16 protein-coding genes and 1 pseudogene are annotated in these 21,665 nt (G+C 58.8%); 11 read left to right on the plus strand and 6 right to left on the minus strand.

The genetic code is table 11. The annotated features are described in order from the left end of the window. Positions 1–295 precede the first annotated feature (295 nt). The 5 genes from ACR0IY_RS17625 (at position 296) to ACR0IY_RS17645 (ending at position 5,528) form a co-directional block, all read left to right on the plus strand. Positions 296–1,642 carry a substrate-binding protein gene (locus ACR0IY_RS17625; RefSeq protein ID WP_480675601.1) on the plus strand — a complete coding sequence of 449 codons (1,347 nt, stop codon included), beginning with the start codon at positions 296–298 and terminating at the stop codon, positions 1,640–1,642. A gap of 115 nt (positions 1,643–1,757) precedes the next feature. Then, positions 1,758–2,789 (plus strand): branched-chain amino acid ABC transporter permease, encoded by a 1,032-nt coding sequence (locus ACR0IY_RS17630; protein WP_480675603.1) that lies wholly within the window; start codon positions 1,758–1,760, stop codon positions 2,787–2,789. A 3-nt stretch (positions 2,790–2,792) separates the two neighbouring features. Beyond that, positions 2,793–3,998 carry a branched-chain amino acid ABC transporter permease gene (locus tag ACR0IY_RS17635; protein WP_480675605.1) on the plus strand — a complete coding sequence of 402 codons (1,206 nt, stop codon included), beginning with the start codon at positions 2,793–2,795 and terminating at the stop codon, positions 3,996–3,998. A 9-nt stretch (positions 3,999–4,007) separates the two neighbouring features. After that, on the plus strand, positions 4,008–4,763 hold the full coding sequence (locus tag ACR0IY_RS17640) for an ABC transporter ATP-binding protein (RefSeq protein WP_480675607.1): 756 nt from the start codon (positions 4,008–4,010) through the stop codon (positions 4,761–4,763). Between the two features lie 9 nt (positions 4,764–4,772). Beyond that, entirely contained in the window at positions 4,773–5,528 is a 756-nt protein-coding gene (locus ACR0IY_RS17645; protein WP_480675609.1) for an ABC transporter ATP-binding protein, read from the plus strand. A 362-nt stretch (positions 5,529–5,890) separates the two neighbouring features. Here ACR0IY_RS17645 and gph read toward each other — a convergent pair whose 3' ends face one another. After that, complete coding sequence (gene gph, locus ACR0IY_RS17650) at positions 5,891–6,565, minus strand: phosphoglycolate phosphatase (RefSeq protein ID WP_480675611.1); 675 nt, start codon at positions 6,563–6,565, stop codon at positions 5,891–5,893. Between the two features lie 223 nt (positions 6,566–6,788). Here gph and hemP point away from each other — a divergent pair, with 223 nt between their 5' ends. Together hemP and ACR0IY_RS17660 are read left to right on the plus strand one after the other, a co-directional pair. Beyond that, positions 6,789–6,956 carry a hemin uptake protein HemP gene (gene hemP, locus ACR0IY_RS17655; protein ID WP_480675613.1) on the plus strand — a complete coding sequence of 56 codons (168 nt, stop codon included), beginning with the start codon at positions 6,789–6,791 and terminating at the stop codon, positions 6,954–6,956. Then, complete coding sequence (locus ACR0IY_RS17660) at positions 6,953–7,429, plus strand: hypothetical protein (protein ID WP_480675615.1); 477 nt, start codon at positions 6,953–6,955, stop codon at positions 7,427–7,429. Before hemP ends, ACR0IY_RS17660 begins: the two co-directional genes overlap by 4 nt. A gap of 43 nt (positions 7,430–7,472) precedes the next feature. Here the strand turns inward: ACR0IY_RS17660 and ACR0IY_RS17665 are convergent, their stop codons facing one another. From ACR0IY_RS17665 to ACR0IY_RS17680, 4 genes and pseudogenes are all read right to left on the minus strand, one after another. Beyond that, positions 7,473–10,532 carry an aminotransferase class III-fold pyridoxal phosphate-dependent enzyme gene (locus tag ACR0IY_RS17665; protein WP_480675617.1) on the minus strand — a complete coding sequence of 1,020 codons (3,060 nt, stop codon included), beginning with the start codon at positions 10,530–10,532 and terminating at the stop codon, positions 7,473–7,475. A 105-nt stretch (positions 10,533–10,637) separates the two neighbouring features. Further along, positions 10,638–11,513, minus strand: a pseudogene (locus ACR0IY_RS17670) (NAD(P)-dependent oxidoreductase); the annotation flags it as partial. A 94-nt stretch (positions 11,514–11,607) separates the two neighbouring features. Next, entirely contained in the window at positions 11,608–11,997 is a 390-nt protein-coding gene (gene cueR / locus ACR0IY_RS17675) for a Cu(I)-responsive transcriptional regulator (protein WP_480675619.1), read from the minus strand. After that, complete coding sequence (locus tag ACR0IY_RS17680; RefSeq protein ID WP_480675621.1) at positions 11,994–14,465, minus strand: heavy metal translocating P-type ATPase; 2,472 nt, start codon at positions 14,463–14,465, stop codon at positions 11,994–11,996. Before ACR0IY_RS17680 ends, cueR begins: the two co-directional genes overlap by 4 nt. A gap of 286 nt (positions 14,466–14,751) precedes the next feature. Here ACR0IY_RS17680 and ACR0IY_RS17685 point away from each other — a divergent pair, with 286 nt between their 5' ends. Continuing rightward, a complete protein-coding gene (locus tag ACR0IY_RS17685; RefSeq protein ID WP_480675623.1) occupies positions 14,752–15,909 on the plus strand; it encodes an acyl-CoA dehydrogenase family protein in 1,158 nt (385 codons plus the stop codon). 76 nt (positions 15,910–15,985) lie between these two features. On the opposite strand, the gene ACR0IY_RS17690 is transcribed toward ACR0IY_RS17685, so the two are convergent. Next, complete coding sequence (locus tag ACR0IY_RS17690; RefSeq protein WP_480675625.1) at positions 15,986–16,885, minus strand: LysR substrate-binding domain-containing protein; 900 nt, start codon at positions 16,883–16,885, stop codon at positions 15,986–15,988. A 239-nt stretch (positions 16,886–17,124) separates the two neighbouring features. On the opposite strand from ACR0IY_RS17690, the gene ACR0IY_RS17695 reads away from it, so the two are divergent. The 3 genes from ACR0IY_RS17695 to ACR0IY_RS17705 are packed head-to-tail and all read left to right on the plus strand — an operon-like array spanning position 17,125 to position 21,659. Then, positions 17,125–19,317, plus strand: a complete 2,193-nt coding sequence (locus ACR0IY_RS17695) for a dehydrogenase E1 component subunit alpha/beta (protein WP_480675627.1) — start codon at positions 17,125–17,127, stop codon at positions 19,315–19,317. Continuing rightward, complete coding sequence (locus tag ACR0IY_RS17700) at positions 19,314–20,348, plus strand: ACP S-malonyltransferase (RefSeq protein WP_480675628.1); 1,035 nt, start codon at positions 19,314–19,316, stop codon at positions 20,346–20,348. Before ACR0IY_RS17695 ends, ACR0IY_RS17700 begins: the two co-directional genes overlap by 4 nt. A gap of 39 nt (positions 20,349–20,387) precedes the next feature. Beyond that, a complete protein-coding gene (locus ACR0IY_RS17705; protein ID WP_480675630.1) occupies positions 20,388–21,659 on the plus strand; it encodes an NAD(P)/FAD-dependent oxidoreductase in 1,272 nt (423 codons plus the stop codon). The last annotated feature ends 6 nt before the right edge of the window (positions 21,660–21,665 follow it).

Raw genomic sequence — 21,665 nt, forward strand, 5'->3', positions numbered from 1 at the left:
TTTCTGGATTGGAACGCTTAATAGGCGATCAGTGACCTTAAAACTCGCCTGCTATTTCCGAACACATGCGTTACAAGAAAAGCTAAAGCTTTCAGTGATTAGTAAAATAGTATTCGAAGTAAGTTTACAAAAATTCGAAAAATATGTTGATTTGTTTACATAAGATTGCCGCTTTTTGAATAGGTTATTGCTGATTTTTCAGTACCCCCTCCATACTCAAATTTACGCATAACTGCGTTTTCGTTCGCTGGAAGAGGAGCCAGAGGGACGGATAAAAGGGAAATGGGAGGAATTAATGACTAAGAAATCTGTCACACGCCGCGGCGTGCTGAAGTCTGGTGCCGTCGCAGGCACCGGCCTGGCCTTGCCTACGATCTTTACGGCTTCGTCGGCTGCTGCGTTCACCAATGAACCTACTGGGTCCTCGGTTGTTCTGGGCTTCAACGTGCCTCAAACCGGACCGTACGCCGAAGAAGGAAACGATGAGCTGCTGGCGCAACAGCTAGCGGTCGAGCATCTGAACGGCGAAGGCGATGGCGGATGCCTGAACACCTTCTCGTCCAAGGCGCTGCAGGGGAACGGCATCCTCGGTAAGAAGGTAGAGTTCGTCACCGGCGACACCCAGACCAAATCGGACGCTGCGCGAGCATCGGCAAAGTCGATGATCGAAAAAGACGGCGCGATCATGATCAATGGCGGTTCGTCCTCGGGCGTGGCCGTTGCGGTTCAAGGCCTGTGCCAAGAGGCTGGCGTAATTTTCATGGCGGGTCTGACCCACGCCAACGACACCACAGGCAAAGATAAAAAGGCCAACGGCTTCCGCCATTTCTTCAATGCCTATATGTCGGGTGCAGCCCTTGCGCCGGTGCTTGCAGCTGAGATGGGTAACGAGCGCCGCGCCTATCACCTGACCGCCGACTACAACTGGGGCTGGACCCAGGAAGAGTCGATCGTCGCTTCGACCGAAGCATTGGGATGGGAAACGGTCAACACGGTCAAGACACCACTCGCGTCAACGGACTTCTCGTCGTATATCGCACCGGTTCTGAACTCTGGTGCTGATGTTCTGGTTCTGAACCATTACGGCGGCAACATGGTGAACTCGCTGACCAACGCGATCCAGTTCGGCTTGCTCGACAAAGTGGCCAACGGCAAAGACTTCAAGATTGTCGTGCCGCTCTATTCCGAGCTGATGGCCGCTGGTGCGGGCGAGAACATCAAGGGCGTTCTGGGGTCGATGAACTGGAACTGGCAGCTGCAGGATGAGGGCACCAAGGCCTTCGTGAAATCCTTTGGTGAGAAATACGGCAAGCCGCCGTCGAACTCGGCCCAAACCTGCTATGCGCAGACACTGCTCTATGCAGACGCCGTTGAGCGTGCGGGTACTTTCAACCCCTGCGGTGTTGTCGAGGCCCTGGAGGACTTCGAGTTTGACGGTCTGGGCAACGGTCCGACCTGGTATCGCGGCGCCGATCACCAGTGCTTCAAGGATGTGCTGGTTGTGCGTGGCAACGAAAACCCGACCAACGAGTATGACACGCTGGAAATCGTCGAGATTACGCCGCGTGCACAGGTCGAGTACGATCCGGAGCACCCAATGTTCGCCGGTGGCGAGCTCGGCAAGTGCAATCCGGGCGCTTAAGGCCTTTGGCTGAAGTCTGACCGCCGAAACCGGCGGCCAGACCCCTCGTGGCCGGGCCTGCGGGTCCGGTCCCGACCACTCAATAAAACGCTGACTAAACCTTGAGGTGGGGCCAATGGACGCCTTCCTACTGCAAATTCTCAACGGTCTGGACAAGGGGTCTGCCTATGCGCTGATCGCGCTGGGGCTGACGCTGATCTTCGGCACGCTCGGGGTCGTGAACTTTGCCCACGGGGCCTTGTTCATGATCGGGGCATTCTGCGCCGTGACTTTGCAAAAGCTGCTGAACCTGAGCTTTGAGACGATCGACGAAACCCAGACCGATTTTCTGGGCAATCCGCTGAAGGTCGAAACGCCCTATGTAGAGGCCTGGTTTGGCCCCGAGGTTGGTGCGACGATCATCGACTGGTCTGTTCCGCTAGCCATCCTGTTTGCGATCCCGATCATGCTTCTGGTTGGCTATGTGATGGAGCGTGGGCTGATCAAGCATTTCTACAAAAGGCCCCACGCCGATCAGATCCTTGTCACGTTCGGCCTTGCCATCGTGTTGCAAGAGATCGTCAAATACTTCTTTGGTGCGAACCCGATCCAGACCCCGCCGCCTGACGCGTTGAGCGGGTCGGTCGATCTGGGCACAATGGTCGGATTCGATCCCAACGCGATCATCTATCCGATCTGGCGTCTGGTTTATTTCGGCTTTGCGGTAGGCATTATCGGTGCGGTATTCTCGTTCTTGCAATTCACCACCTTTGGGATGGTCGTTCGGGCCGGGATGGCGGACAGGGAAACCGTGGGTCTGCTGGGCATCAACATCGACCGCCGCTTTACCATCATGTTCGGCATAGCTGCCGCCGTGGCCGGTCTGGCCGGAGTGATGTACGGGCCGCTTAACCCGCCGAATTACCATATGGGCATGGACTTTCTGGTTCTCAGCTTTGTCGTGGTTGTTGTGGGCGGCATGGGCTCTTTGCCCGGTGCTGTGCTCGCTGGGTTCCTGCTGGGCATTCTGGAAAGTTTCGCCTCGACCACCTGGGCGACCACTACGATACCGGGCATCAATCAGATCATCATCTACCTTGTCGCCATCATCGTGCTGCTGACACGGCCGCGCGGGCTGATGGGGCGCAAAGGCGTGATGGAGGAATAATCAATGTTGGGACTGAACAAAAAAGACTCCAGCCTGCTGATCATCGTTGCGATCCTGACCCTGCTGGCACCCTTCATCCTGAACCCGTTCCCCGAGGGCAGCGCCATGGCGCAGTTCAATGCGGGCTACCCGGATCTGATGCAACGCTTCGTGATCTTCGGAATCTTCGCTATCGGATTCAACATCCTGTTCGGCCTGACCGGATACCTGTCCTTTGGCCACGCGGCGTTTCTGGGCGTGGGGTCTTATTCGGCGGTGTGGATGTTCAAGCTGCTCAGCTATAACGTCATCCCGGCCATCGCGCTGAGCGTTGTGGTCGCCGGGCTGTTTTCTTTGCTGATCGGTTTTGTCAGCCTGCGCCGGTCTGGGATTTACTTCTCAATCCTGACGCTGGCCTTTGCACAAATGAGCTTTGCGCTGGCCTATTCGGTGCTGTCGAACCCCAAGTTCAACCTGACCAACGGGGAGACCGGGCTACAGGTTTACGCAGACGATCCACAGATATTGCAGGGCGCAAACGCACCCGACCTACCGCACCTGTTCGGCCTGCCGATGCGGGCGACCTATACGATGGATGTGGGCGCTTGGAGTTTCGACTTTAACGCCGGTTACTATATGTGTGCAGTGATCCTGATGATCGTGTTCTATCTGTCGATCCGCATCTTCCGCTCGCCCTTTGGCGTGATGCTGCGTGCGGTAAAATCGAACCAGCAGCGGATGAACTACACGGGTCTGAATTCCAAACCTTATACTCTGGCGGCCTTTGTGATCTCGGGCATGTATGCTGGCTTGGCCGGTGGCCTGATGGCAGCGATGGACCCTCTGGCCGGGGCCGAAAGGATGCAGTGGACCGCCTCGGGTGAGGTTGTTCTGATGACCATTCTGGGCGGCACCGGCACGTTGATCGGTCCGGTTCTGGGTGCAGGCTTCATCAAGTATTTCGAGAACATCTTCTCGAAAATCAACGACAACGTCCTGCACAGCTGGTTCAGTTTCCTGCCGGACGGGATGGAGGACGCGGTGGTGTTCTTGATCCACCCGTTCATTGGCAAGGGCTGGCACCTGACACTGGGTATCCTGTTCATGCTGGTGGTGATCTACCTGCCGGGCGGTTTGGTTGAAGGCGGGCAGCGACTGCTGAACTGGCTCAAGCGCAAGAAAACAAAATCCGACGACGCGCCGTCGGGCAAAACTGAGCCGGCGGAATAGGGGGCAACCATGGCAATTCTACGAGTCAAAGATGTCAGCAAACGCTTTGGTGGCCTCAAGGCGCTGACGGATGTTAACCTTAATGTCGAAGAAAACTCGGTTCACGCGATTATCGGCCCCAACGGTGCAGGTAAGTCGACGCTTCTGAACTGTTTGGTGGGCAAGCTGATGCCAGACACCGGGTCTGTGCTGTTCGACAACAACTCGGTTCTGGGGCTGGAGCCGTACCAGATCAACCAGATGGGCATCAGCCGCGTGTTTCAGACACCCGAGATTTTCGGTGAGCTGACGGTGATGGAAAACATGCTGATCCCGATCTTTGCAATGCGCGACGGGGCCTTCCGCATGCATGCCTATGAGACTATCGCTAACGAAAAGGTGGTTGTGGAACAGGCCGAAGCGATGCTGGAAGAGATGAACATGGCCGACAAGCGCGAGATGAACGCGGCCTCGTTGTCACGCGGCGACAAGCGACGTTTGGAAATCGGAATGTGTCTCAGCCAGAATCCGCGTCTGTTGCTACTGGATGAACCCACGGCGGGTATGGCGCGGGCCGATACCAACAACACCATCGACCTGCTGAAACAGATCAAGGACGAGCGCGACATCACCATTGCGATCATCGAACACGACATGCACGTCGTCTTCAGCCTGGCGGAACGCATCACCGTTCTAGCGCAGGGTACGCCGCTGGTCGAAGACATTCCGGAAAACATCCGCGGCAACCCAAAGGTCCGCGAGGCCTATCTGGGCGAGGCTGCGTGAGGGTAAGATATGAACGAAAAACCTGACTTTTCAAAAAACGCTAACCGGGCCAGCACCGCTCCTGCCTTTTTGTCGGTGTGGGATATGCATTCCTACTACGGCGAAAGCTATATCGTGCAGGGCGTCAGCTTTAATGTGCACGAAGGTGAAATCCTGGCGCTGCTGGGGCGCAACGGGGCGGGTAAGACCTCGACGCTGCGGTCTATTGCGCGGGTCAGCGATCCCGAAGTAAGGCATGGGGAAATCTGGCTGGACCATCAACCTTTGCACAAAATGACCAGCTATGAGGCCGCAGCAGCCGGGCTGGGGCTGGTGCCTGAAGATCGGCGGATCATTCCTGGTCTGACGGTTGAAGAGAATCTGCAACTCGCCCAAATCGCGCCACCTATCGGTTGGTCCTTAGAGCGGCTGTACGAACTGTTTCCGCGACTGGGTGAGCGGCGCAAGCAGGAAGGCGTCACCCTATCTGGCGGGGAGCAGCAGATGCTGTCGATTGCAAGGGCACTGGCGCGGGATATCAAAGTTCTGCTGCTGGATGAGCCTTATGAAGGTTTGGCTCCGGTCATTGTGGACGAGATCGAAAAAACGCTGATCCACGTCAAGCAACAGGGCATGACCACGATTATCGTCGAGCAGAACGCGGTCCGGGCGCTGGAACTGGCCGATCGAGCCATCATCCTTGATACAGGAAGCATCGTGTTCGATGGCACCGCAAACGAAGTGCTGGAAAATACTCAGTTGCGCGAAGAATATCTGGCGATCTGAGGCGCGCCGGATCTGCTGTATCTGCAGATAATTTGAAGGGGGGCGAAAGGCGGGGTGGATGTCCCCCGCCTTTCGTTTTTTCAGTGCCTGCCAGCCTGGATCGCATCGCCAAAAGCCAATCGCAGGGTGCGGAGATACTGGATGACCAAAAACAGCAAAAAAATTAACAGTGATTTCAAGGGTGTCCGGGCCTCTACGGGAAACCCCCAATTTCGGGTTTACGTGCCTTCCGCTAGCTTTGAGTTATCGAAAGGGTCACTACGGACCATACCACTTTTCCCCTGTGAGGGGCTGGCTACTTACCCCCTCGGCCGGCCCCTCAGTCACCTGCGGATATTCATTTCAAACACCCCCGTTTGAACTTAGCTGGTGCCCTGAAGGGATGTCAGGACGTCGGTCACCAGCATAGGCAATTCCGAGGAATGGTTATAGCTGGCGGTGTGCGAAATATCGGCGATTGGCGATTTTCGGTAACCTTCCGTGAAAAGAAGAAACGGGACGCGCGCACGCTGCGCGGTTTCTGCGTCAACTTCGCTGTCTCCGACAAATATCTGCGGGCCGACTGAGGTGACAGCGGCAAAGCTGGCCTTAAGATGGGCGGGGTCGGGCTTGCGGGTGTTTAGGCTGTCTCCGCCAAGGACGACGTCAAAATGAGGGGCCAGACCCAGCGCCTCAAGCACGTGGCGCGCTGGGGCTTCGGGCTTATTTGTACAGATACCCAGTACACAGCCCATGTCGCGCAATTGATTCAGCGCGTCCGATACACCCGGATAGACCACCGTTTTGTCAGTGGGGGCGGCGTTGTAATGGGCCAATGTTTTCTGGGTCAGATCGCTATGTCGATCCATTGACAGGTCGTAATGGTCGATCACACACGTTACTAGGTTAGGCAGACCCTTGCCAACAAATTGTTTGATCTGATCCTGCGGCAGAGGTGCGATACCGGCATCCTCCAGCATTCTATTCGCGGCTGCGGCAATGTCCGGAAGGCTGTCCACCAGTGTTCCGTCCAGATCAAACATGATTGTTGCGCTCATTGGCTGCCCCTTGTGGTTTATATCCTGCGCAACTCGTACCGTGTGAGGATTTTGGAGGCAATTACTCTGGTTTTGAGAAGTCGGCAGAAGGGGGCTTGACATACCTGACTAAATTAATCAGATTAAAGCGCAAGTTGTCAGCCAACCCACCTGCGGGTCAGCCAGATCATTGAAAACGCGAACAGATTAAGGCTTTCGCCCTAGAACCTCTGGAGTTGTCCTGATGAACATGCAGAATCCGAATCCCGGCCAGTCCTACGCGGTGTCCATGCTCCCAGCCCATAAGGCCGAAGATCTGACCAATGGCGGCAACCTTGCCCATATTGAGCTGGGCGACCAGCTTTACACTCTGCGCATCACCCGCGCGGGTAAACTGATCCTTACGAAATGAACGCACCATCTTCTCGCGGCGGGGCGGCCGTCGGTCGTCTGTCTGACCTGAGCCCGGTGGAAGCAGGTGCTGTGATGTATCTGCGTCTCTGGAGTGAGGGCGCGAACGGTCAGGCGGACGCAGCAAGCGATTTCGAAATCGCACTGGGCGCGGATATCGGTAGCGCTACAATGCTGACGCTTGATCGGTTGTGTTCACTTTGCGCCAATCACGGTCGGCGCCCTCTGATCCGTCACGGATTGGGGTGTTCCTGTCTTGGCGCGGACGAAAACTGCTTTGCCCAGATGATTGCGGCGGCCTCCGAAGGGGCGCGGGAAGATGCGATGATGATGGCTTCGCTAATTGTGCGCCCGGATTTCGCGCCCGCGCTGGCCGTGTTGTCAGAAGAACTTGGGTTGGCGCTACGGCGCATGACAGCGACGATCCCGCTGCCGTCCACCGGACATCAGACCCCCTCGTCCGTGCTGCACTAATCAGCGCGGATTAGACCCCGGCACACTCAGCCGGGGTCACATTTCAACAGCATCCGCATCCTGTGTGCTTGTGATCGCAGGTTTTGGCCGGAGCATAATCACCGACCTCTGTCAGTACGTCTCGTAATGCCCAGAGGATCATGTCGATGTCCTCGGGCTCGATGGTCAGGGGCGGGCGGATTTTGAGGATGTTGTCCCTTGGCCCCTCGCTGCCGATCAGGATTCGATGGTCACGCATGCGGTTTTTGACGTAGCTGCAGATCTCGGTGCCCTCGGACCCATCCGGGTTGATCAGTTCGACGCCCAGAAACAGCCCCATGCCGCGGACATCGCCTACGCTGCCGAAGTCGGCCTCGATCCGGCGCAGCCCGTCCATCAGGCGGTCGCCCATGGCGCGGGCGTTGTCCTGCAGGCCTTCGTCGTCGACGATATCCAGAACCTCTTTGCCGATCCGGCAGGACAGGGTCGAACCGCCAAAGGTCGAGAAGAACTCGATCCCGTTGTCGAAGCTTTCGGCGATTTCTTTGGTTGTGACCAGCACACCCAGCGGATGGCCGTTGCCGATCGGTTTGCCCATCACGACGATATCGGGCAGCGCGCCTTGGTGTTCAAATCCGAAGTAGTACTCACCCAACCGACCAAGGCCGGTTTGCACCTCATCTGCGATGCACACGCCGCCGGCCGCGCGGATTTTTTCATAGACAGCAGGCAGATAGCCCTTGGGTGGAATGATCTGACCACCGACCGAAGGGAAGGTCTCGGCGATAAATCCGGCCAGCCCCTGACCCCTGTCCTGCAGCGCGACAATCGCAGGATCCACGAGATCGGCATACTTCTGGGCGCGATCCGCGTCGTCGCGTTTGAACGAACCGCGATAGTCGTCGGCGACCTCGACCAGTTCCACCCAGTCGGCCTGACCGACCCCGCCCGGCTTGTTGAACTTGTAGGCCGAGATCGCAACGGCGGCGTTGGTGTTGCCGTGATAGCCGTGATCCGGTGTCACGATCCCCTTGGCCCCGGTATGCGCGCGTGCCAGCCGCAACGCCAGCTCATTGGCCTCGGTGCCGGAATTGACGAAGAAGCAAACCTCGAGATGGTCCGGCAGTTTCGACAGAATCTTATCCGCAAACGCCGTCTGTGCCGGATGCAGATAGCGGGTGTTCGAGTTCATCCGTTTCAGCTGATCGGCGGCCACCGCCTGAATGCGGGGGTGTGCATGGCCCACATGCGGGACGTTGTTGTAGGCGTCCAGATAGGGGCGGCCCCATTCGTCGAACAGGTGGTGTTTCCAGCCGCGCAACAGCATGACAGGATCGTCATAGGTCAGGCTGAGATTGCCGCCAAAATGGGCGTGCCGCCCTTGCTGGATCACCTGTTTGTCGGTCGGCCGGTAGAACACCTTGTCATCCGGCAGGTTCAGCAGCGCCGCTGGGTTGGGGCAGACGGAGTGCCACAGCTCCAGCTCATCGGGGTCGGCGACGCCGGGCCAGTCAGCCTGCATGCCGTTCGTGGTCAGCGCCAGCTGGAAATGCACATGCGGGGCCCAGCCGCCGTTTTGCGTCGCATCGCCAAGCCGGGCAAAAGCCGCCCCCTGCGCCACCGGGTCGCCGGGGCTCAGCCGGTCGCAGACCTCGGGGTCCAGATGACCAAAAAGCGTATAGAACGGATCGCCCTCGGGTGTCTCATGATGCAGGATCACCACGCCGCCATAATCCAGATGCGCTGTGCGGTTTTCCACGGTCTCGACCCGGCCGCTCATGGGGGCGTGCAGAACCGTGCCCGCCGGGGCAAACATATCCACCGCCAGATGCACCGTGCGCCGATCCGACGCTTTCCACGGCCCCTTGCGGAACCCCGGCTCGGCATAGATCAGGCGCGGTTCGTTGTAATACCCCAGCCAGAGGTCGTCGCCGAATTCCTCACCCACACGGGCGGCTTCATCCAGTGGCATGTGAAACGGGTTCTGCGGCCAGGTCGAGTTCTCGACCGACAGCGAGCCCATCGGCGTATCGGTCAGGTCCTGCCCAAACATCTGCGCGAACTGGCCGCGATGCTCCGAAAGATACGCGTGAATTCGCTCCGCCCCATCGGTGACCGGCAGCCCGCAGGCCGCGCGCAGGCGGGCGGACATTAGGTCACCATTGAGGGTGGCGTTCTCAAGCAACCGCCACGCGGGGGCCTGGCTGATCGTGACGTAAGGATCATCCGGGTTCTCAGCCGCCGTAAGCGTCGAATTGACGACGGACACCGCCAGCCGCATCCGTAACAGGGGCCAGATCAGATCGATCTCATCCGCCCGCAGCCGGTTGGACGCATGGTAGCCGCGCACCAATGCCGCCAGCGCGCGTTCCGGTTTTGGATGATCCAGTACGATGTAGGCACCGGCAATCGCCAGATCGCAGATGCGCGGCGCCGCGCACATGTCGCCCAAATCAATCAGGCCGGAAACACTCTGGCGTTCCCCCAGCTCACCCTCGACCAGAATGTTATAGTCGTTGGCGTCATTGTGGATCGCCTGCTTCGGCATCCCTGCCAGCTGGCCCGAGATCGCCTTATACGCCTCACAAATACCGGACAGCAGCGCCCGCCGGGCCGGATCGGCGATCGCGGTCAGCCGATCCGCGATCCAGCCTGCCTGCACCAGGTCCCACTTGAACTCTGCACGGTGCAGCCCGTCATGGGCAAAGCGTTCCAGCGCCCGGTCCGTTGCGCCCAGCACCCGGCCCAGCTTCAGGATCAATTCCTCGGATTTGGGCGCGACTCTCGCGTAGCACTGCCCTGGCAGGCATTCGAGCAACCACGCCAGCCGGGTCTCGCCCTGCTGATCCGGGATCTCTGCCAGTAGCGCGCCGTTCAGATCAGGAAACACCTTGGGAAAGGGCAGCCCCGGCGCCTCGGACGCGATATGCTCCAGCGCCTTGACCTGCAGATCAACAAGCCCGACCTCGCAGCCCGCGCGCATGACCTTGAGCACATAATCCTGACCGTTGGTGGCCCGGACCAGAAAGTTCAGGTCATATTCCCCATCCAGCCGCGTCAGCTGACCCTCCAGCCCCCAATGCGCACGCAAAGCACCCGCCCAAAATGCAATCATATCGCCCATGCGATTACCTGTCCTTCTCTCAACGGAACCCCTGCACCCAGCCAAAAAATCCTCAAGGTGAAGCGGCGAGCAGCTCAAGACGGGGGCGGACAGCCCCCTGTGCCATCAGTCCAGCGCGCGCAAACGCTTGATTAACGCGGATGTATCCCACCGCCCACCGCCGAGCTTCTGAACATCCTTGTAGAACTGATCGACCAGTGCGGTCAGAGGCAGAGACGCTCCGTTGTCGTTGGCCTCATCCAAACAGATGCCAAGATCCTTGCGCATCCAGTCCACTGCAAAGCCATAGTCGAAATGGTCGTCCAGCATCGTCTCATGCCGGTTTACCATCTGCCAACTGCCAGCGGCGCCCTGGCTGATCACCTCGACCACGGCACGCCCATCCAGCCCGGCCTTGTCGGCAAAATGTAGCGCTTCGCTCAGGCCCTGTACCACCCCGGCGATGGCGATCTGGTTGCTCATCTTGGTGAGTTGCCCGGCACCGCTCTCACCAATCCGCCGGCAGATCTTCGAATAAACCTCCATCACTGGCTCGGCCGTGTCATAGGCCGCCTGATCGCCGCCGCACATGATCGACAGAACCCCGTTTTCGGCACCTGACTGGCCGCCGGAAATCGGGGCATCGACAAAGGCAATTCCCCGTGCCTTGGCGGTGCGATACAGGTCGTAGGTTACCTTCGCTGAAACGGTTGTGTGATCGACAAAGATCGTGCCTTCGGACATACCCTGAAACGCGCCAGACTCGCCGGTGCAGATGTGGCGTAGGTCGTCGTCATTGCCGACACAGGCAAGGACAATATCGGCACCCCTGACGGCCTCTTCCGGCGTTTTCCCCATTGCGCCGCCATGTTCTGCCACCCAGGCTTCGGCCTTGGGGGTGGTTCGGTTGTAGACGGTGACATCGTGGCCCGCAGCCTGCAGGTGACCGGCCATGGGATAACCCATGACACCCAGACCTAGAAACGCGACTTTTGTCATTTGGTGATCCCCTTTGCTTTCTGGCGCCCATCCCGTTCAGCGGCCTGGAATTTCTGGCAGAGACAAAGCAAAGCTTCGACGAAAGAGCAACCCCGCGTCAGCTTTTACTGCCCAAATCCTGCAGGATCGGGCAGTCGGGCCTATCGTCTCCGGCGCAGGCGTCGATCAGATGGCCCAACGTGTCGCGCATCGCGTTGAGGTCGGCAATTTTGGCCTCGATTTGCGCCATGTGCGCGCGGGCGACCTTTTTAACGTCGGCGCTGGCGCGGGTTTCATCCTCGTAAAGAGCCAACAGAGTGCGGCAATCCTCGATCGTGAATCCCAATGCGCGGGCGCGGCCCAGAAAGTTCAGCTTGTGCACGTCCCTGTCGCGGAACCGGCGATAGCCATTGTCGTCGCGCAAAGGTTTGATCAGGCCGATGTCCTCGTAATACCTGATCGTTTTGGCAGGCAAGCCGGTTTGAGCTGCAACATCTCCGATATTCATGACGTCACCGTATAGGGTTTTGGGAACTGCGCGTTTTCGGGCAAGCTCACCCGAACGCGACGCAGACGCAGCGCGTTCGAGACGACAAAGACGCTCGACAAAGCCATTGCCCCGGCCGCAAGAGCCGGTGAAAGCAGGTGGCCGCTGAACGGATACAGAATGCCAGCCGCAACCGGGATCAGCAGAATGTTGTAACCGAACGCCCAGCCCAGGTTCTGACGGATATTTCGCATGGTTCTAAGGCTGATCTCGACGGCGTTAGCCACTCCGCGCAGATCACCGGACATCAGCACCACATCTGCGGTTTCAATCGCTACGTCGGTACCGGTTCCGATGGCGACACCGATATCCGCCGCCGCGAGTGCCGGGGCGTCATTGATGCCATCACCCACGAAAGCCAGCGTACCGAACCGGTCGCGTAGCGCTGTGATCGCGGCCAGTTTGCCGTCGGGCAGTACGTCAGCCGTGACATGGTCGATACCCAGCCTGTCTGCCAGTGCCTGTGCGGTACGGACGTTGTCTCCGGTCACCATTGCCAGTGTCAGGCCCTTCGCATGCAACCGCTCTAGTGCTTGCCACGTGCCGGGCTTGATCGGATCGGATACGGTCAGCAATGCCGCGGCCTGACCGTCAATGGCTACATACAAGGGTGTTGCTCCCTCGGTTGCACGTCGATCTGCCTCAGCCGTCAGGTCGGACAGGTCGATCCCGTTCTGTGCCATCAGGCGGGGCGAACCGATCAACACGTCGTGCCCTTCAACCACGGCCTTTACGCCCAACCCGGTGAGAGATTCAAACTCAGACAAGACAGGCAGGTCTTTCGGGCCCGCGCGGGTGATAGCGGTGGCGATCGGGTGCTCGGATCGCGCCTCGGCCGTCGCCGCCAGCCGGAGCACCTGGTCGCGCTTAAATCCGTTCACAGCGGTAACGTTTTCCAGCTCAGGACGGCCCATTGTCAGCGTACCGGTCTTATCCAGCGCGATGACTTTGGCCTGTTGCAATTGCTGCAGCGCATCGCCCTTGCGGAACAACACGCCCAGTTCAGCCGCGCGCCCGGTCCCCACCATGATCGAGGTCGGCGTCGCCAGACCCATGGCGCAGGGGCAGGCGATAATCAGGACCGAAACCCCTGTAACCAGCGCCATCGGCAGGGCAGGTGCTGGGCCAAAGATCAGCCAAGCCGCAATTGTCAGCAGCGCAATTGCTATGACCGCCGGCACAAACCAAGCGGTGATACGGTCAACCAGGCCTTGGATCGGCAGTTTGGCACCTTGCGCCTGTTCGACCATGCGGATGACGTGAGCCAGTACCGTGTCGGCGCCAACCCGCGTGGCGCGTATACGCAGCGCACCCGTTCCATTAACCGTTCCACCGACCAGCAGATCAGCGGGGGACTTGCCTACGGGGACGGGTTCGCCCGTAATCATGCTTTCATCAACGTAAGATGTGCCTTCCAGCACCTCTCCGTCCACCGGCACTCGCTCGCCAGGGCGGATTTGCAGAATATCTTCAACCGCGATGTCGGAAATGGAGCGATCAATAAACGAGCCATCCACCTCAACCCGTGCGGTCTTGGGCTGCAACCCGACGAGTTTGCGGATCGCGGCACCGGTTCGGCCTTTTGCCCGAGCCTCCATCACGCGGCCCAGCAGGATCAGAACCACGATGACCGAGGCAGCTTCGAAATACACGTTGGCGCTGCCTTGTGGTAAAATCTGCGGCGCGAATGTGGAGGTGACCGAAAACAGATAAGCCGCCCCTGTACCCAAGGCGACCAACGCGTTCATGTCCGGTGATCCACGCAGCAAAGAGGGGATGCCTTTGGCGTAAAATACGCGTCCCGGGCCGATCAGAAGCACCGTGGTCAGAACGAACTGAATCAGTTGGCTGGTCTGCGTGCCAATCGTGGTGTGGACCCAGTGGTGAAAGGCGGGGATCATATGCCCGCCCATCTCGAGCACGAACACGGGCAACGCCAGTATTGCGGCAAAAACAGTAGCCCGCGTCAGGTTCTTGGTGTCGTCAGGTTTGGTGTCATCAGCGGTTGCGTTCTCTGCCACGCGCGCCGGGTATCCGGCCTCAGTGCAGCGTTGTGTCAGCGCATACGGAGTGGTGGCTTCTTCTAAAAAGGTGATTTGAGCGGTTTCAGTTGCAAGATTGACCTGTGCGTCGATCACGGCCGGATCGGTGGTCAGTGCCTTTTCGATCCTAGACACGCATGAAGCACAGGTCATTCCGTCTATTTTCAGGGTCGTTTGCCGGGTCTCCGCCGGATAACCGGCGTGTTTAAGGGCCTCCGCCAGCGCTTTCATCGGGCCGTCATATGTGATCTGCGCCGTTTCGGTGGCAAAATTGACCGATGCAGCAGACACCCCCGGCACTTCGCGCAAGGTTGCCTCCACGCGTCTTATACAAGAGGCGCATGTCATACCAAGTATTTTAAGTTGGGTTGTCCGCTGCGTCGCCATCCGACTCATCCTGTGCATTCTTTCCCCCCTCAGATGAGGGTTCCAGTCACAGGAAGGTCAAGGGGGTGCCGGAAACTTTCCGCTCGTCGCGGCCCCGTAGTGATTTGTGCCCGCCCCGGTATCTTGTGGCGTTGCCTATTGTCATGCCCTGGTGCCTTCGCAGGATCATGTGAGTGATGTTCTGACCTGAATGCCCAAAAAACGTTGCGTTGCATCGCTGTGAGAGCGTTGGATTGCGTAAATCCCAAAGCTACCCTGACCGGAAAGAAGTATTGGAGGGCGTTGCATGTCGCTTTTTACCTCGACCGCCGGTTGGGTGACCGAAGAACACCAGATGTTTGCCGAAATGGCAGATCGGTTCATGAAGGATGAACTGGTGCCCAATATCGACCGCTGGACTGAAAACGGCGTGGTCGATCGGGACATGTGGCACAAAGCCGGCGCGATGGGATTGATGGCCGGTGCAATCCCCGAAGCTTATGGCGGTGTCGGCGGTGGAATTGGGTTCGACGCGGTAACGATGTACGCGCAGACCTCACACGGGGATTCCGGATGGGGCTTTGGAATCCAGTCCATCGTCATCCATTATATCAACGCCTATGGCAGCGAGGACCAAAAAAGGAAATGGTTACCGCTACTGGCCTCGGGCGAGATGGTCGGAGCGCTCGCCATGACCGAACCCGGAACAGGATCAGATGTGCAGGCCATTCGGACGAGTGCAGACAAGGACGGAAATTCCTACCGGCTGAATGGGTCTAAGATTTTCATTACCAATGGGCAGTCTGCGGACCTGATTTTGGTGGCGTGCAAGACTGACAAAAGCCTGGGATCAAAGGGCGTGTCCTTGATTGCGGTCGAAACTGAAGGTGCGGAAGGTTTCCGCAAAGGTCGTAACCTCAAGAAACTGGGTATGAAGGCAAACGACACGGCCGAGCTGTTCTTTGAAGACGTCAAAGTTCCGATGACCAACCTACTGGGTCCCGAGGAAGGAAGCGGCTTTTATCAGATGATGAAACAATTGCCGTGGGAGCGGCTGACCATCGGGATCATGGCACTCGGCGCAATAGACTTCGCCATCGCCGAAACGGTGAGATACACACAAGAGCGCAAAGCCTTTGGCCAAAGGGTGATGGACTTCCAGAACACGCGGTTCAAACTTGCAGAATGCAAGACCAAGGCCGAAGTGCTGCGTAGTTTTGTCAATGACTGTATCGCGCGTCTCGAAGCGGGGACGTTGGATGCCTCTACCGCATCGATGGTAAAATACTGGGGGTCGGAAGTTCAAAATGAGATCATGCACGAGTGTCTTCAGCTGTTCGGCGGTTACGGTTACATGATGGAATACCCGATTGCCCGTCTTTACGCAGACGCGCGCGTTCAGATGATCTATGGGGGCACCAATGAGATCATGAAGGAACTCATTGCCCGGTCGCTGGATGCCTAGTTTGACGGTGATCCTCCCGCCCGTTGTCCGCAAGACGCAAGGCTGAAAGCCGCGCATTTGTTTCTATCGACCGGATTTAAAGGCGTGTTGGTTGGTCAATTTGTTCCTGCAACCACAACCGGAATGATCTGAGTGGTTCGGGTTCTGCGCGGGATTGGGGCCACACAAGGTAAAAGTCCCCAAGGCTCACGCCCGGTCCGTGCCATGCAGGGACGAGCCGCCCCGCTTCAAGATCCGCCCCAATCAGGTAACTCGGAAGCAACGCCACGCCCAAGCCGTGAATGGTTGCCTGTAACATGGTCGAAAATTGGTCGAATAGCATTCCACGTACGCCAGAAACGTCGTGCCCTTGCACAGCGAACCATCTTTCCCAGGCGTCCGGGCGTGTCTCGAGATGTAGCAGCGGGGCCTGTTTCAGCCAGCCGATATCATCAATGCCTGCAGGTTGCAGATCTGGTGCACAAACCGGCAGCACGTCCTCTTGCATGATCGGCAGATAGTTAACCCCGGCCCAGTCTTTTTGCCCGAAATGAATGGCGGCGTCGAAATGTTCGGTTTCAAAGTCGAACGGTTTCAGGCGTGTACTGAGGTTAACTGTGACTTCGGGGTGGCGGCGCGCAAAGCCCTGCAGACGCGGTGCCAACCAGTGCATCCCAAAAGCAGGAAGAATGGACAGGTTCAATGACCCGCCGGTCGGGTTTGCCTTGAGTTTCAGCGAAGCCTGCGCCAATTGGGTCAACGCTGATCGCGCAACTTGCACGTATTCCTGCGCTGCCGGTGTCAGGTGCAACCGCATCTTGCTGCGTTGTATCAAGTCCACGCCCAGTTGTTCTTCCATCGACTTGAGCTGTCTGCTGATTGCGCTTTGAGTCAGAGACAATTCTTCTGCGGCGGCTGAAGCGCTGCCCAACCGGTCCACGGCTTCGAGCGCCAGCAATGAAGGGATCGACGGCAGAAAACGACGTGGGGCGACCATATGACAAATCCTCATACCTTTTGGACGGAATATCACTGGTATTTCCACCGCACCAGCCCGATACATCTATAGGTTTTTTGTTGGGTTGCGGTCAGGAACCTGCATGGCGGTTCAGGTAAATTAAGCAGGATCGCTTGCTTGTTTCCTTTGCCCCTACCCTGCAAAACCTGCATGAAAGGGGGCGTCCTATCGGTGATGCCATAAACCGATTGTCGTCAGAAAAGATCAGGAACCAGGCCATGGATCGCGCTCAGATCGTTCACGAAAATTTTCTGAATCGGGTCGCAAGGCGCGATTTTCCGGATGGGCCGTCGCCTCGCAAGGGGCTGACAAATGCTGACGCTGTTTCCCTGTTCCGGTCGCAGGTCCTCAGTCGGGCGCTGGATCGCACAAGCCGTGCAATGCAGAAGGCGGGGCAGGGGTTCTATACGATCGGCTCGTCGGGGCATGAAGGTATGGCTGCCGTGGCTCATGCCCTGAGCCCGACCGATATCGCCTTTCTGCACTACCGCGACGCTGCATTTCAGATTGCCCGTGCGGAACAGGTCCCTGGTCAGCAGATTGCGTGGGATATGCTGCTCAGCTTTGCCTGCTCGAAGGAGGATCCGACCTCAGGCGGTCGGCACAAGGTTCTGGGATCGAAAGCTCTGATGATCCCGCCCCAGACCTCGACTATAGCCAGCCATTTACCCAAGGCGGTCGGCGCGGCCTATTCGCTGGGGGCGGCACGGCGGCATGACCCTGAACATCGTGAACTGCCCGAGGACGGCATCGCCATGTGCTCGTTCGGGGATGCCTCGGCCAACCATTCCACTGCACAGGGTGCGATAAACACGGCGGGTTGGACCAGCGTGCAATCGACGCCTCTGCCACTGCTGTTTGTTTGTGAGGATAATGGGATCGGCATTTCGGTGAAAACGCCGAAGGGCTGGATACAGGCGTCTATGGAACACCGGCCGGGGATTAAGTATTTTCAGGCCAACGGGCTGGATATTTATGAGACTTACGCTGTGGCGAAAGAAGCGGCTGAGTATGTCCGTACACGCCGCAAACCCGCCTTCCTGCACCTGAAAACGGTGCGCCTGTACGGGCATGCCGGTGCCGATGTACCGACCACTTATCTATCAAAATCAGAGGTCGAAGCCGACGAGGCCAATGATCCCTTGCTGCACTCGGTGCGTCTGTTGGATCAGGCCAGTGCGTTGTCGCCGGATGAGGCGCTGAGCATCTATCAGGATACCTGCGCCCGCACTGATCGCATTGCAGCTGAGGCGGCGCAGCGCCCGCATCTGGCCAGCGCCGATGAGGTCATGGCCAGCCTGATCCCACCCAAGCGCGCCTGCAAACCGACCAACGGCCCTGATGCCGAAACTCGTAGCGCTGCATTCGGCGGTGACCTGCGTGCCATGCAAGACCCCCAGCCCATGAGCCGCCTGATCAACTGGGCCCTGACTGATCTTATGCTGGAACATGCCGAAATCGTCTGCATGGGTGAGGATGTCGGTCGCAAAGGCGGCGTCTATGGTGTGTCACAGAAACTGCAGCAGCGGTTCGGCCCAGACCGGGTGATCGACACGCTGCTGGATGAACAGTCCATTCTGGGGCTGGCCATCGGGATGGGCCATAACGGGTTCGTTCCGATCCCCGAGATTCAGTTCCTGGCTTACCTGCACAATGCCGAAGATCAGATCAGGGGTGAGGCGGCAACCCTGCCGTTTTTCTCGAACGGGCAATTCACCAACCCAATGGTGCTGCGCATTGCCGGGCTGGGCTATCAGAAAGGGTTCGGCGGGCATTTCCACAACGACAACTCTCTGGCGGTGCTTCGGGATATCCCTGGTGTGATCATCGCCTGCCCCTCGACCGGCGCGGATGCGGCGCAGATGTTGCGGGAATGCGTGCGGCTGGCCCGTGAGGAACAGCGGGTGGTGGTGTTTTTGGAACCTATCGCCCTCTACCCGATGCGGGATTTGCACGAGGCGCAGGATGGGGGGTGGATGACGACCTATCCCTCTCCGGACCAGCGGATAGCGTTGAGTGAGATCGGGGTGCATGGACAGGGCGACGATCTGGCCATCGTCACATACGGCAATGGGCACTACTTGTCGCGGCAAGCGCTGCCCGAGTTGCAGGCAGCAGGCGTCAAGTGCCGCATCATTGACTTGCGCTGGCTGGCACCGTTGCCTGCCGAGGCCCTGCTTGAGGCGACCCGCGATTGCGAACACGTGCTCATTGTAGACGAATGCCGCCGAACCGGCAGTCAATCCGAGGCACTGATGACCTTCTTTGCCGAAGAGCTGCCTGACACCCCGACCGCACGTGTTGCGGCTGAGGATTGTTTTATTGCCACTGGCCCGGCCTATGCCGCGCCGCTGCCGTCGAAGGACGGGATTGTGGCAGCCGCCCTGACCCTGACCGGAGGCAAAGCATGACCCGTACTGCCGTTGTGATCTGCCCGGGCCGGGGAACCTATAACAAACCCGAACTGGGCTATCTGCATCGCCATCACGCAGACCAAATGGATCTGTTTTACAGCTTCGATGCAATCCGTACTGAAGCCGGGCAGGAAGCTGTGACCGCATTGGACGGTACCCAAAGGTTCACGGTCAGCAAGTATTCTCGTGGGGATGTGGCGTCGCCTCTGATTTATGCGGCCTCGCTGGCTGACGTGCAGGCTGTGTCAGAGGATATCGAGATTGTCGCTGTTACCGGCAATTCGATGGGGTGGTACATCGCTCTGGCCGCTGGCGGCGCGCTGTCGCCGCAGGATGGGTTCCGCGTGGTGAATACGATGGGCACGCTGATGCAGGATCAGTTGATCGGCGGGCAGCTTGTCTATCCTTTTTCGGCTGAGAACTGGAAGAATGATGCCACTCGCAAGGCAGGGTTGTTGGCGGATGTCGCCCGCATTAACAGGACCGAAGGGTGCGATCTGGCACTATCCATCGACTTGGGCGGAATGCTGGTTTTGGCCGGGAATGAAGCCGGTTTAAAGGCTTTTGAAACCCAGCATCCGGTTGTGCAGGACAGGTTTCCGATGCGGCTGCCCAACCATGCGGCGTTTCACACCGCATTGCAGGCCCCGGTCGCGACCGAAGGGCGTGCCCGTCTGGGGGCCGAGATGTTCGGGCAACCGCAACGGCCTCTGATCGATGGGCGCGGCAAGATCTGGTGGCCGGGCGCCACGGATACGCAGGCGCTTTGGGAGTATACGCTGGGCCATCAGGTGACCGAGGCCTATTACTTCACCCGCGCCATCCAGACTGCTGCGCGTGAGTTTGCCCCGGACCTGTTCATCGTCACTGGCCCCGGCGCAACCCTGAGCGGCGCAGTCGCGCAATCACTGGTTCTGGCCGATTGGCGCGGTATGTCCGACAAGGCTGTGTTTCAATCCCAGCAAGCGGCGCATCCCTTCCTGATCGCAATGGGCCGCGACGACCAAAGGGCGCTTGCAACCGGCTGACACACCCATGATGATCGCTTCGTTTCCCAGGAGTGCGATTTGAGCGACCACGACCAGTCCCTTTGGCGCAAGACCTGCCGTGAGCATGTCGAAAGCCACCCCCTGAACGGCGACCTCACCGTTGATCTGGCAGTGATCGGGGGCGGCTATACCGGCTGTTCCGCTGCTCTGACGGCCGCGCAAGCGGGGGCGTCGGTCTGCCTGCTGGAGGCGCAGGAGATCGGCCACGGCGGCTCGGGCCGCAATGTCGGACTGGTGAATGCTGGTCTGTGGCTGCCGCCAGACGAAATTTGCGCTCAACTGGGGCGAGAGGTAGGGGAGCGGCTGATTGCTCTTCTGGCTGCGGCCCCTGGTGATGTGTATGAATTGATAGAACAGCATGGCATCGACTGCGATCCGGTGCGGAACGGGACCTTGCACTGTGCGCATTCCGCATCGGGGCTGCGGGGACTGCAAGCCCGCCGCATCCAGTTGACCGAAACCGGTGCACCAGTTGCCCTGCTGGACGCCGATCAAACGGGCCAACGTACGGGGTGTGAGGCGTTCCACGGCGCTCTGTTCGATCCGCGTGCGGGCACGATCCAACCGCTGAATTATGTGCGTGGTCTTGCCCGCGTTGCCGCTGAGGCCGGCGCTCGGATCGTGACCGGGTGCCCGGTTCAGTCCATGAGGCAAAGCGGGGGTATGTGGGTGCTGGAAACTGATCGAGGCAATGTCCGCGCTAGATCGGTGATCCAGGCGACCAATGCCTATCACCAAAGCCTTCGGGCCACCGCCCCTGATTATGTGCCGGTCTATTACTTCCAGTACTGCACCGCGCCACTATCGGACAATCTGCGTGCGAGCATCCTGCCGGGGGGCGAGGGGTGTTGGGACACCGGATTGATCATGACCTCTTTCCGCATGGATGCCGAAGGGCGGCTGGTCATTGGCGCCATGGGGGATCTGGGACAGGCGGGCCGCGTTGCCCACACCGCCTGGATCAGGCGCAAGCTGGCGGAGTTGTTTCCGCAACTGACCGATCATTCTTTGGCCGAAGGGTGGCACGGGCGGATTGCCATGACCTCGGATCACATTCCCAAGATTACCCAGATCGGTCCCAACGCCTTGTCAGCACATGGGTATTCTGGACGGGGTATCGGACCCGGCACGGTATTTGGCCGCATGATGGCCGAGAGTCTGGTGCGGGATGACCCCTCTCTGCTGCCTATGCCTGCAGTCCCGGAGTATCATGAAAACTGGACCGGTCTGCGCCGCGCTTACTTCGAAACCGGCGCTGCCCTGACGCATTTCTTCAAGGCGCGGTTTTGACGACAG

It is taken from the genome of Ruegeria sp. BC1 (assembly GCF_056539305.1).

Coding starts and splice junctions, on each gene's coding strand:
- ACR0IY_RS17635 (WP_480675605.1), top strand. CDS start 2,793: ATGTTGGGACTGAACAAAAAAGACTCCAGCCTGCTGATCATCGTTGCG.
- ACR0IY_RS17625 (WP_480675601.1), top strand. CDS start 296: ATGACTAAGAAATCTGTCACACGCCGCGGCGTGCTGAAGTCTGGTGCC.
- ACR0IY_RS17630 (WP_480675603.1), top strand. CDS start 1,758: ATGGACGCCTTCCTACTGCAAATTCTCAACGGTCTGGACAAGGGGTCT.
- gph (WP_480675611.1), bottom strand. CDS start 6,565: ATGAGCGCAACAATCATGTTTGATCTGGACGGAACACTGGTGGACAGC.
- ACR0IY_RS17695 (WP_480675627.1), top strand. CDS start 17,125: ATGGATCGCGCTCAGATCGTTCACGAAAATTTTCTGAATCGGGTCGCA.
- ACR0IY_RS17660 (WP_480675615.1), top strand. CDS start 6,953: ATGAACGCACCATCTTCTCGCGGCGGGGCGGCCGTCGGTCGTCTGTCT.
- ACR0IY_RS17685 (WP_480675623.1), top strand. CDS start 14,752: ATGTCGCTTTTTACCTCGACCGCCGGTTGGGTGACCGAAGAACACCAG.
- ACR0IY_RS17645 (WP_480675609.1), top strand. CDS start 4,773: ATGAACGAAAAACCTGACTTTTCAAAAAACGCTAACCGGGCCAGCACC.
- ACR0IY_RS17680 (WP_480675621.1), bottom strand. CDS start 14,465: ATGGCGACGCAGCGGACAACCCAACTTAAAATACTTGGTATGACATGC.
- ACR0IY_RS17690 (WP_480675625.1), bottom strand. CDS start 16,885: ATGGTCGCCCCACGTCGTTTTCTGCCGTCGATCCCTTCATTGCTGGCG.
- ACR0IY_RS17640 (WP_480675607.1), top strand. CDS start 4,008: ATGGCAATTCTACGAGTCAAAGATGTCAGCAAACGCTTTGGTGGCCTC.
- ACR0IY_RS17665 (WP_480675617.1), bottom strand. CDS start 10,532: ATGGGCGATATGATTGCATTTTGGGCGGGTGCTTTGCGTGCGCATTGG.
- cueR (WP_480675619.1), bottom strand. CDS start 11,997: ATGAATATCGGAGATGTTGCAGCTCAAACCGGCTTGCCTGCCAAAACG.
- hemP (WP_480675613.1), top strand. CDS start 6,789: ATGAACATGCAGAATCCGAATCCCGGCCAGTCCTACGCGGTGTCCATG.
- ACR0IY_RS17700 (WP_480675628.1), top strand. CDS start 19,314: ATGACCCGTACTGCCGTTGTGATCTGCCCGGGCCGGGGAACCTATAAC.